Raw genomic sequence first — 9,205 nt, 5'->3', positions numbered from 1 at the left:
ACGGAGAGCGTAGTCCAGTTCCTCGGCCTCGATCGGCGTTTCGGGTTTCGCCGGTTGAGCTGCGGAGGTCGCGCGGGATCGGCTGACGGGTTTGCGAGTGGTCGGGGCAGGACTTCCCGGGAAGAGGGAAGAATGGAACTGACCCGCATTTACGGCCTGTTCCAGTTCGAGGCGCGGCGGAACCTCTGTAGTGACCCGAGACATCAGATGCGCCACGTCCGGAGACAGGGGCTGGCGCAGGTCGGCGGAGATGCCGCCCTTTTCGCCGCCCCGGCATTTATCGAAGACAGTAATCCGCGTCTCGAAGCTGGTGCCGTGCTTGGCGAAAGCGACGCCCGACACCGCGCCGGTGAAGACGAGATGGGCCGTCTCGGTCAGACGGCCGAAGGTCTCGGCCCAGGCAGGCGCATCCGGCGCAAATGCGGCCCCTGTGATGGCAACGAGCCGTCCGCCGGGGACCAAGCGCGCGAGGGCCGAGCGCAGATGCCGGGCCGTCGCCTCGGTCGACCGACCATCGACATGTGCAACCGCCGAGAAGGGCGGGTTCATCAGGATGACGCTCGGACGAACGCCCGCGTCCAGATGGTCGTCGATTTGTGCGGCGTCAAAGGTGGTGACGGGTCGCTCCGGAAAGAGGAGGCGCAAAAGATCGGCGCGAGTATCGGCCAACTCGTTCAGCGCGAGAGTGCCGCCAGCACTTTCCGCGAGGACCGCCAGAAGGCCGGTCCCGGCCGAAGGCTCGAGGACCAGGTCGCGCGGCGTGATCTGCGCGGCAGCAAGCGCCGCCAGCCCCATGGGCAACGGCGTCGAGAATTGCTGGAAGCGCTCCATCTCCTCCGAGCGCCGCGTGTGCGTGGGCAAAAGGCCCGCCACCTTGGCGAGGATCGGCAGCAACGCGGCAGGTGAGCCCGCCCGGGCCAGCAGCGCGCGGCCGAATTTCCGCAGGAAGAGGACCAGCGCCACCTCGCCCGCCTCATAGGCGAGCTTCCAGTCCCAAGCGCCATCGGCATCGGAGCCGCCAAAGGCGCGCTCCATCTCCAGCCGCAGACGCAGCGCGTCGATCTGGAACCCCTGCGCCAGATCAGGCTGCAGCGCCTCGGCCACGGCGAGTATCGCGGGCGCGGGATCGCGAGATGGAACAGGAACGGGTGGCGCAACAGCAGCGAGATAGGTCATCGGGGAACTCCGGAATGATGGACAGGACCAGCCCCGGACACCCTCTCTCGGGCACCCTCAGGCCTGATCTTTCCCAGTCCCTCTCTCCCTCTCGCACCAGGGTGTTCCCGACGCTCGGGTTGATTTTGTTCCTGTTATGTTCCATATTGAAGACCAAGCCAGAAAGGGAGCTTCCCCATGGACAGCACCACATACGCCTTGCCCGCGACGCCCAAGCAGATCGCCTATGCGCGGTCTCTCGCTCTGCGCAATCAGACCCTCCTGCCCTGGGAAGTTCAGCAGGACCGCCGGTCGCTCAGCGCCTGGATCGAGGCGCAGGCCAAGCTGAAACCGGTATCCGACATGGACAGGCTGCCGACATCGAAGCAGGTGGCCTTCGCGGAGAAACTCGCCCGGATCAAACGGCGCGCCGTTCCAGAGGAATGCTTCAGCGACAAGGGGCTGATGTCGAAGTGGATCGACGGGAACAAGTAGTACCGGATCGGCGAAACCGCGTTCCTTCAGAAGTCGATCCAGATGGTCTCGGTGCGCTTGCCTGCCGTGCCATCCTTACGAAACCGTGGTCTCTCGACAGTGAAGAAGGATCGGTTCTCGGTGATGTTCGTGCTGGTCCGAGAGACTTGAATGCGCGTGATCTTGCCCTTTTGTGATTGAACCAGGATGTCGCCCACAGTGATGGGGAGTGTCCTGAACTCTGTGTATCTGACTTGGCCCATGCGGTTTTCAGATACGGTCAGGCGTCAAAGCGCCCGGCGAACATTATGGCCAGCTGATTGCGGGCGGCAACCCACTCTCGGACAGCACGTCCGCCCTTCTCGAAGTTGCGGATGGCCAAGAAGATCAGCTTGGTTGCGGCCTCCTCGGTGGGGAATGCCGCCTTGGTTTTCAGGGTCTTTCTCAGCACCCGATTGAGCGATTCCACGGCATTTGTGGTGTAGATGATCTTCCGGATCGCGGCACTGAAGGCAAAGAACGGGATCACCTCGGCCCATGCCCGACGCCAGGCCGGGGCGATCGAGGGGTATTTCCCGGCCCATTTCTCTTCGAAGTCATCAAGCTGGCGGGCGGCCTCCTCGGCGGACGGGGCCTCGTAGATGGGGCGCAGGCCGGCGGCCACGGCCTTGCGGTCCTTCCAACTGCAGAAGTTCATCGAATGCCGGATCAGATGCACGATGCAGGTCTGGACTGTAGCATCCGGGAAGGCCGCGGTGATTGCTTCCGGGAAGCCCTTCAGTCCGTCCACGACGGCGATCAGAATGTCCTGGACGCCCCGGTTGCGCAGCTCGTTCATCACCGAGAGCCAGAATTTGGCACCCTCATTGTCGGCGATCCAGAGACCGAGAACCTCGCGCTCGCCGTCCCGGGTGACGCCCAAGGCGATGTAGACCGCCTTGTTCCGGACCATCCGGCTGTCGGCGTCGCGGATCTTCACCCGCAGGGCGTCGAAAATGACGATCGGATACATCCGATCCAGCGCCCGGTGCTGCCAGTCCCGGACCTCCTCCAGCACGGCATTGGTGACGCGGCTGATCAGGTCCGGCGACACCCGCAGGCCATAGAGATCCTCCAGATGAGCCTGAATGTCGCGCACCGACAAGCCCGCCGCATAGAGTCCGATGATCTTGTCGTCGATCCCGTCGATCCGGGTCTGACCCTTCCTCACCAGTTCGGGCTCGAAGCTGCCGGCGCGGTCGCGCGGCACCGCCAGCGGCACCTCGCCATCCGAGCCCTTCACGCGCTTCGTCGCGGTGCCATTGCGGCGGTTGACCTGTTCGGGCGGCGGTTCCGCGCCAGCCTCATAGCCCAGATGCGCGGTCAGTTCGGCCCCGAGCATGCGCTCCATCAGCCGAACCTTCAGTTCCTTCATCAGCCCGGCATCGCCGAGCAGATCCTCGGGCCGCTTGCAGCCCTTCAGCAACTCGTCCAGCAGCTCGTTGGAAATCGTCATCGTCCTTGCTCCTCTTAGGAAGCATGGACCGGATCAGTCATACACAGAAGATCGGACACTCTCCAGTGATGCCCAGAATGGTGCAGCACAGATCGGCCCGTTCGGCCTCGATCTCTTCACCCCAACGCTCCATCTCGTCGGACAAGCGGTCCCATGCCCTTCGGGCTTTCAGCATCGGGTGATCTCCCCCGAACCAGATGCGATCCGCGATGGCGATCTGATCGTCCGGGATATCCCGCTCCAAGGCATAGGTGCTGCGCTCCAACATCTCGTGCACACGTTCGGCCTCGATCAGCGCCCGTAGACGGGGCCAATGCTGTCTGATCCGCACGCGGCCGATCACTGGCGGGATCTCGACTTCCTTCGATGGCATCAGGTCGATCGGCATGATGGCACGCAAGGCGACCTTCTCTGTCTTGAAGGTCTCGATGTCAGCGCCGCGGTAATGAGGTGCGGTCATGGTGCAATCCACCCAGAGTTCGGTGGCCGACACGCAGAGCTGGCTGACTGCTGTCGTGTAATTCTCCGAAGAATAGACGTGATGCGCGGACCAGGCATGATCGAGCGTGACAAGCGGCATGACGACATGGGCAAGCTTCTGTTCGCGCACCAACATCGCCAGTTGGGCTATCCGCTCCTGCAAATGCGCTGTCAGTCGGATCAGGATGGACGGTTCCTTCCGGTCCTCGTCGAAGCTGCGGTCAACGCGGGGCAGCACAAGGACCTGTGGCTTTGCCACCGGAAGCATCTTGTCGACGAGACCGGCAAGACTTTGCGTGACGCCATGGGTCAACGCGACATCGACATCGCCATTCTTGACCCAGACGAGATAGCGGTTCTGGATGACGAGCAGCAGCTGTGTGGCGATGTCGGGAGGCATGTCCCTGATCTCGTTGGACACGACCTTTGTGGCCCCAAGGTCGCCCCCCTTCGCCATGAACTCCAGAAGCGCCTGATCGACGAACTTACGCTGAATCGGCGAAAGGCTGACGGCGCCCGGACGCGGTCGCGGACGCGCGAGGGCTTTCCGGCGCTCCTCGATTTCCTCGCGAAAGGCCCGAAGCGGAGGACGTCTTGGCGCTTGGCCTGCTTCTACCCGCGCCCAGTATCCTCGGGGAGGCTTCGGCACTTGAAGACGCGCGCAGAGCTTGGCAACGGCAACGTCCGAGATGCCCATGTCACGTGCGACCTCCACGGTCGGCTTCTCCCAAATGAGCGCAAAAAGCTCCTCGCGCGATATGTCCACTCTCTGCTTCCGACAACCACAGGCCTTTGTTCCGAATAGAACTTTTTAAGTCGACATGCCATGACTTCGCCCTGCCTAAGGCAAGCCGCCGCACGAAGCGGATGACGACGTCGACAGGGGCCCGAGAGAGCTTTGATCAGGGCAAACCGCGCCGGGAACATGATCATAGAACAACCTTTTGCCACATCACAGCTTGGCAAAATCAATACGTTTGCCAATCTGTGATAATGCGCCAAAAGCGTCTATGCACATCTATGATGTTGCAATCTTAGCATTTCTGCCATATCATAGAATTGCATTTAATGCAGGAATGCAAACTCTTAGGTTGGCAGATGTCCGTCACTCGCGCGAAGCAACGTCAGGCCCAAGATCGGATCAACCAGGCCGCCAGCCTGGCAAAGTCGCTTGCGAGGCCTGTCGGCGGCTGGATCGCCGCGTTCCAGGAGGCGATCGGGATGAACGCGCCCGCCCTCGCGGAACGCCTCGGTGTCTCGCGCAACACAATTTATGCATCAATCAAGAATGAGCAGGCGGGAACGATCTCGCTGAACCAGCTCGAGAAGATCGCCGAGGCTATGGGTGGACGTGTCGTCTATGCCATCGTCCCGCGAGAGGGACTGGTCGAGGAAATCGTCCTTGCCCAAGCGCGCGCGAAAGCCCGCCGCATCATCCAGCGCACGCGCGCGCACATGGCGCTGGAAGAGCAAAGCGAGGGGCTACGAAGCGAGGCCGAGATGGTCGAGGAACTTGCAGCTGACATCATGCGCGAAGGCCGCCGGGACTTCTGGCAATGACGCTGGAGCTTCATGAACCCGCAGGGGCGACACCCCTGACACCGGACGAATTGCTTAGCCTTAAGGCCAAGCACATCGCGAGCCGCGGCGAGTTGAACGAACTCGAAGGCGAGAACATCATCGCCGGCCTGACCTGGCTCGACCGTCGGCCCAAATCGTTCGATCTGCTGACCGATGCTGCCGTCCGTGAAATCCACAAGCGCCTTTTCGGCGAGGTCTGGGACTGGGCGGGTGCCTACCGTCTGACAGAGAAGAACATCGGCGTACCGGTCTGGCACATCTCGACCGAGTTGCGCACCTGCCTCGATGACGCCCGGTACTGGCGTGACCACAAGAGTTTTGAGCCGCTGGAAGCAACAGCGCGCCTGCATCACCGTCTGGTGTGGATCCATCCCTTCGCCAACGGCAACGGACGTTGGGCGCGGATCATGGCAGACGCCTACCTGGCGAAGATCGATCCGGATATCTTCCTCGATTGGTCCGGCGGCGGCACACTGAACGCCGACAGTGCACACCGCGCGGCTTATATCGCGGCCTTGCGGGCGGCCGATCAGCACGACTTTGACCCGCTGGTGACGCTCGTCAGATCGATCGCCCGATAACCCGATAAAGGTAGCCATATGAAGATTTCTGAGTACCAGCGTGGCTATCAAGACGCCGCGCGTGAGATGATCACTTGGCTCCATGAGGAAGCTGCCCGTATGAACGACCCTCACGCTCGCCGTCTGTTGAATAGTGCAGCCTTTGCACTTGGGGTTCGGATCAACGACGAAGAGAACAAGCGTGCCGTCGAGATTCGCGGCAAACACAACTCGAACCGGTAGAAATGCCGGCATTCATTGGACAGAGCCTTTATCCGAACCGACGCCCTCCTTCCGTGAACGTATACGCGTTGACGATGATCCCCTCCTCAATGGCCTCGTCCGAAGCGAGGTGGTCGTATTCGGCTTCAAGCTGGCGGTAGAGCCAGCGGGCCAGATCACGCAGTGCCTCGGTCACGACTTCTTCCGCATCCTCGGTCGGCGGCTGCCAGGACGGGCTGTCCCGCGTGACATCCACCGCCATAGTGTATTCATGATAGTAGCGGCCACGGTGGCTGACCTCGGCGGCGAGCTGGTAGAAGTTCCTCCGCTGGATGGCCTGCAGCCGGTCGGCGATGCCATGCAGCGTCGCGTCGGTCGGGGCGTAGTCCCGAATGCGGGCGGCGGCGCCCTTGGCGTGGGACCAGTAGCCCTCGAAACAGGCCCCGTCGCCCTGGCTCCAGAAGCCGGAGAACCAGATGCAGGACTTGGCCCGCGTCCCGCCGCCCATCAGGCGGACGGGCGTGCTCTTCACGCGGATGCCGAGGATTTCGCAGACCCGCTCGAAGTCCTCGTAGACCGCGTCCCACCAGTCATCGTGGGGGCCAAGCTCGCGATACCAGCTGCGCGCCTTCTCCTTGGCCGCATCTGACAGTTCAGGGAACTGGTAGACGGTGGTGCAGACGATCTCAGATGCCGTAATGGGGCGGCCGCCCGGCGCGGAATCGAAACCCGAACTTTTCTCGCTGGGAAACTCGGACGCTTCGTCGCTTGATTCAAGCTGCCTGTCATTTGGAACAAGAGGGGAGTAACCCATGGGTGTTTTCGTTGGCATTGATGTATCTCTCGAGAATTCTGCGGTTTGCGCCGTGGACGAACACGGCAAGCTTGTGAAGGAAACGAAAGTTGCCAGTGACCCCGGCGCATTGAGCGACTGCATCAGGGGCATGCCGGGCGTGGTGGAGGCGATCGGTATCGAAGCCGGACCCTTGTCCCAGTGGCTTCATAAATCTTTGACCGACCTTGGACTGCCAGTGGTGCTCATGGAGACGCGGCAGGTGAAAGCCGCCTTGAGAGCGGCGCCGGTAAAGACCGACCGCCGCGATGCTGCTGGCCTGGCCCGCTTGCTGCAAATGGGCTGGTTTCGGCCGGTGCATTGCAAGTCGCTTTCCGCGCAGGAGCTGAGGGTGCTTCTCGGTGCGCGCCGATGCGTGCAAAGCGCCGCTGTCAACATCGAGCTGTCTATTCGGGGCATGCTGCGCAATTTCGGACTTCGACTTGGTCGGATCGGCAAGGTCAGCTTTGAAGACCGGGTTCGCGAATTGACCGAGGGCAACAGGCTCATCCAGCTTTCAATCGAACCGATGCTCAGGGCCCGATCTGCGTTGCGCAGCGAGCTTGTGCGCCTTGAACGCATGGCCCGGGACATCACGCGCGAGGATCCGGTTTGTCGCTTGCTGATGACGATGCCCGGCATCGGCGCGGTCGTCGCTCTGACTGTCCGTTCCTCCATCGATGACCCCGGCAGGTTCCGGCGGTCGAAGGATGTCGGTCCTGCAATCGGTTTGACCCCTCGTCGCTACCAATCCGGCGAGACGGACATTGTCGGCGGCATCACCAAAGCTGGCGATCTGGACATGAGGACCGCGCTTTATCAAGCTGCCACAGTGGTGATCCACCGCTCGAAAAAGCAGACTTGGTTGCGCGCATGGGCGGAGCGGGTTGTTCGTCGGCGTGGAGCGAAACGAGCGGCAGTCGCGCTGGCCCGCAGGATGGGCGTAATTCTGCATCGCATGTGGGTCGACAACACAGAATTCCAGGCCGTCAGACAGGTTTAAAGCAAGCCCGTCGAGCCGCCGCGAATGAAAACAACAATCTGGCCGTCGTAAGTCCCGGCCATCGAGGTCCTCACCAGGACGCGGTTTCCGATGACGCCGTTCGATGCCTTGTCGCCGGAGCCTCCGCTTCGAGCACGTATCTCAGATAGGCGCACGGAAACCGCAATGAACCAGCATCAAGTTGGCGACCACTGCGTCGACCACGGACAGAAGCGCGAACCGGTGTAGGATCATAACCGATGGAACAGTATCGAAAGCGCCAGAGGGGGGTACCTGCCAAGACTTGTCAGTTCCGTCGAGCCATGCCCTCGTAGCGCTCAGCTTCGAAGGTGCGTTCGTTTGGAAATTACCCATTGACTGCACTGGCCCCATTACAGAAGGCATCGACGTCCTCCCCGTTCAGCGCGGCGACCAACCATTCTTGCGTAATGGACCAGCCGATGGATTTACGAGCGCCGAGATCGATGGCATGCGCGCCGCCACCAATGGCGTCGAGCCGTGGCCGGGAGCAGGTCAGAGCATACTGGAACCCCCAAAGGCCGGTGAGGTCGAGGTCTTCGGCGAGCCGCAAGATGAAGCGGATGACGGCTTCGACATCGCCGTGTTCGGCGTCATGGATCCAGAGGCTGCTGCCCTCGGGCGCATCCTGGCGCACGAGATCGAAGCCCGCGACCTCCGGGTCGTCAGCGTCCTGATCAGCTTCGCGCAGTTCTTGGAACAGCGCGAGCGCGCGGGCGGCCTTGTCGGGCGTGCCGACGTCGAGCAGGCACGAGAATTGGGTGAAGTAATCCGCCATGGGGACCTCCTGAATGGGAAAAACCCGGCCGGGCGGCCGGGCGTTGTGTTGGAATGAAGGGGTGGTTGGGGGCGATCAGCCGGCGGGCTCGTCGCCCCCCGCCTGTCGCGCGGCATGCGCGCAAAGCATCTGCCGGTAGAAGCGCTTGCGCGCGCCCTGGAAGCCGCGAACGGCGCGCGTGTCGGAGTGAAGCGCCCGGACCGCCGCGCGAACCACTGCCAGTGGCGAAGCGGTCGGCGGCAAGGCAAGACGTAGATAAGTGGGATCGGTCATGTCACGTCACCTCGACCACGGGCGAGGCGAGATGCGGATCGACCAGTGCCTCGATCCGCGCGGTCCGACCCATCCAGGGCTCGGGCCGGATGGCCTTCACCCAATCGGCGAAGCTCGGAATGAAGCCGAGGTCTTCCTTCACATGCTGCTCGCCGACCCAGCGGGTCGGAATAATGCGCCCGGTCGAGAGGGTGAGGGTCTGCCCGAAAATCGTCTCGGCCATGAAGATGCCCTCGGCATGTTATCTGGACAGTCAAGTTGTCTCTTTTTGAAAACTTCCTGCCATCATTGGGGTTTTCCCGAGTGGCATCGGTGAGACAGTTCATTGGGGCTC

At 62.1% G+C, this 9,205-nt stretch carries 10 protein-coding genes and 2 pseudogenes; 5 read left to right on the top strand and 7 right to left on the bottom strand.

The window, feature by feature from the left end:
* Nucleotides 1-1,176, bottom strand: a pseudogene (locus tag C8N42_RS20425) (class I SAM-dependent methyltransferase); the annotation flags it as partial.
* Nucleotides 1,177-1,353: 177 nt separating this feature from the next.
* Between C8N42_RS20425 and C8N42_RS20420 the strand changes: the two are divergent.
* Nucleotides 1,354-1,650, top strand: a complete 297-nt coding sequence (locus C8N42_RS20420) for a hypothetical protein (protein WP_107818257.1) — start codon at nucleotides 1,354-1,356, stop codon at nucleotides 1,648-1,650.
* A gap of 259 nt (nucleotides 1,651-1,909) precedes the next feature.
* Here C8N42_RS20420 and C8N42_RS20410 read toward each other — a convergent pair whose 3' ends face one another.
* Together C8N42_RS20410 and C8N42_RS20405 are read right to left on the bottom strand one after the other, a co-directional pair.
* On the bottom strand, nucleotides 1,910-3,124 hold the full coding sequence (locus tag C8N42_RS20410; RefSeq protein WP_107818255.1) for an IS256 family transposase: 1,215 nt from the start codon (nucleotides 3,122-3,124) through the stop codon (nucleotides 1,910-1,912).
* 37 nt (nucleotides 3,125-3,161) lie between these two features.
* Entirely contained in the window at nucleotides 3,162-4,370 is a 1,209-nt protein-coding gene (locus C8N42_RS20405; RefSeq protein WP_107818254.1) for a hypothetical protein, read from the bottom strand.
* Nucleotides 4,371-4,702: 332 nt separating this feature from the next.
* Here C8N42_RS20405 and C8N42_RS20400 point away from each other — a divergent pair, with 332 nt between their 5' ends.
* The 3 genes from C8N42_RS20400 to C8N42_RS20390 are packed head-to-tail and all read left to right on the top strand — an operon-like array spanning nucleotide 4,703 to nucleotide 5,988.
* Complete coding sequence (locus C8N42_RS20400) at nucleotides 4,703-5,164, top strand: helix-turn-helix domain-containing protein (protein ID WP_107818253.1); 462 nt, start codon at nucleotides 4,703-4,705, stop codon at nucleotides 5,162-5,164.
* On the top strand, nucleotides 5,161-5,766 hold the full coding sequence (locus C8N42_RS20395) for a mobile mystery protein B (protein WP_170109395.1): 606 nt from the start codon (nucleotides 5,161-5,163) through the stop codon (nucleotides 5,764-5,766). The genes C8N42_RS20400 and C8N42_RS20395 overlap by 4 nt, the downstream gene beginning before the upstream one ends.
* A gap of 18 nt (nucleotides 5,767-5,784) precedes the next feature.
* Nucleotides 5,785-5,988, top strand: a complete 204-nt coding sequence (locus tag C8N42_RS20390) for a hypothetical protein (protein WP_107818252.1) — start codon at nucleotides 5,785-5,787, stop codon at nucleotides 5,986-5,988.
* A 28-nt stretch (nucleotides 5,989-6,016) separates the two neighbouring features.
* Here the strand turns inward: C8N42_RS20390 and C8N42_RS20385 are convergent, their stop codons facing one another.
* Nucleotides 6,017-6,781 (bottom strand): antitoxin of toxin-antitoxin stability system, encoded by a 765-nt coding sequence (locus C8N42_RS20385; RefSeq protein ID WP_245890321.1) that lies wholly within the window; start codon nucleotides 6,779-6,781, stop codon nucleotides 6,017-6,019.
* Between C8N42_RS20385 and C8N42_RS20380 the strand changes: the two genes are divergently transcribed.
* Nucleotides 6,780-7,802, top strand: a complete 1,023-nt coding sequence (locus tag C8N42_RS20380; RefSeq protein ID WP_096807319.1) for an IS110 family RNA-guided transposase — start codon at nucleotides 6,780-6,782, stop codon at nucleotides 7,800-7,802. The genes C8N42_RS20385 and C8N42_RS20380 overlap by 2 nt on opposite strands.
* Before the next feature lie 346 nt (nucleotides 7,803-8,148).
* Here C8N42_RS20380 and C8N42_RS20375 read toward each other — a convergent pair whose 3' ends face one another.
* The 3 genes and pseudogenes from C8N42_RS20375 to C8N42_RS20365 form a co-directional block, all read right to left on the bottom strand.
* Nucleotides 8,149-8,598, bottom strand: a complete 450-nt coding sequence (locus C8N42_RS20375) for a hypothetical protein (protein ID WP_107818251.1) — start codon at nucleotides 8,596-8,598, stop codon at nucleotides 8,149-8,151.
* Between the two features lie 75 nt (nucleotides 8,599-8,673).
* The gene (locus C8N42_RS20370; RefSeq protein ID WP_107818250.1) at nucleotides 8,674-8,871 is read right to left on the bottom strand and encodes a hypothetical protein; all 198 of its coding nucleotides are present in this window, start codon (nucleotides 8,869-8,871) and stop codon (nucleotides 8,674-8,676) included.
* Nucleotide 8,872: 1 nt separating this feature from the next.
* Nucleotides 8,873-9,112, bottom strand: a pseudogene (locus C8N42_RS20365) (DUF6915 family protein); the annotation flags it as partial.
* Nucleotides 9,113-9,205 lie beyond the last annotated feature (93 nt).

Origin of the sequence: Celeribacter persicus (assembly GCF_003050785.1) — a bacterium.
Classification (GTDB): domain Bacteria; phylum Pseudomonadota; class Alphaproteobacteria; order Rhodobacterales; family Rhodobacteraceae; genus Celeribacter; species Celeribacter persicus.
Note: the sequence above shows the minus strand (reverse complement) of the source record. Positions and strands in the feature narration are given on the sequence as shown.

What these genes read in the sequence shown, in the direction of transcription:
- C8N42_RS20410 (WP_107818255.1), bottom strand. Translation starts at nt 3,124, where the DNA reads ATGACGATTTCCAACGAGCTGCTGGACGAGTTGCTGAAGGGCTGCAAG.
- C8N42_RS20375 (WP_107818251.1), bottom strand. Translation starts at nt 8,598, where the DNA reads ATGGCGGATTACTTCACCCAATTCTCGTGCCTGCTCGACGTCGGCACG.
- C8N42_RS20380 (WP_096807319.1), top strand. Translation starts at nt 6,780, where the DNA reads ATGGGTGTTTTCGTTGGCATTGATGTATCTCTCGAGAATTCTGCGGTT.
- C8N42_RS20420 (WP_107818257.1), top strand. Translation starts at nt 1,354, where the DNA reads ATGGACAGCACCACATACGCCTTGCCCGCGACGCCCAAGCAGATCGCC.
- C8N42_RS20390 (WP_107818252.1), top strand. Translation starts at nt 5,785, where the DNA reads ATGAAGATTTCTGAGTACCAGCGTGGCTATCAAGACGCCGCGCGTGAG.
- C8N42_RS20400 (WP_107818253.1), top strand. Translation starts at nt 4,703, where the DNA reads ATGTCCGTCACTCGCGCGAAGCAACGTCAGGCCCAAGATCGGATCAAC.
- C8N42_RS20370 (WP_107818250.1), bottom strand. Translation starts at nt 8,871, where the DNA reads ATGACCGATCCCACTTATCTACGTCTTGCCTTGCCGCCGACCGCTTCG.
- C8N42_RS20395 (WP_170109395.1), top strand. Translation starts at nt 5,161, where the DNA reads ATGACGCTGGAGCTTCATGAACCCGCAGGGGCGACACCCCTGACACCG.
- C8N42_RS20385 (WP_245890321.1), bottom strand. Translation starts at nt 6,781, where the DNA reads ATGGGTTACTCCCCTCTTGTTCCAAATGACAGGCAGCTTGAATCAAGC.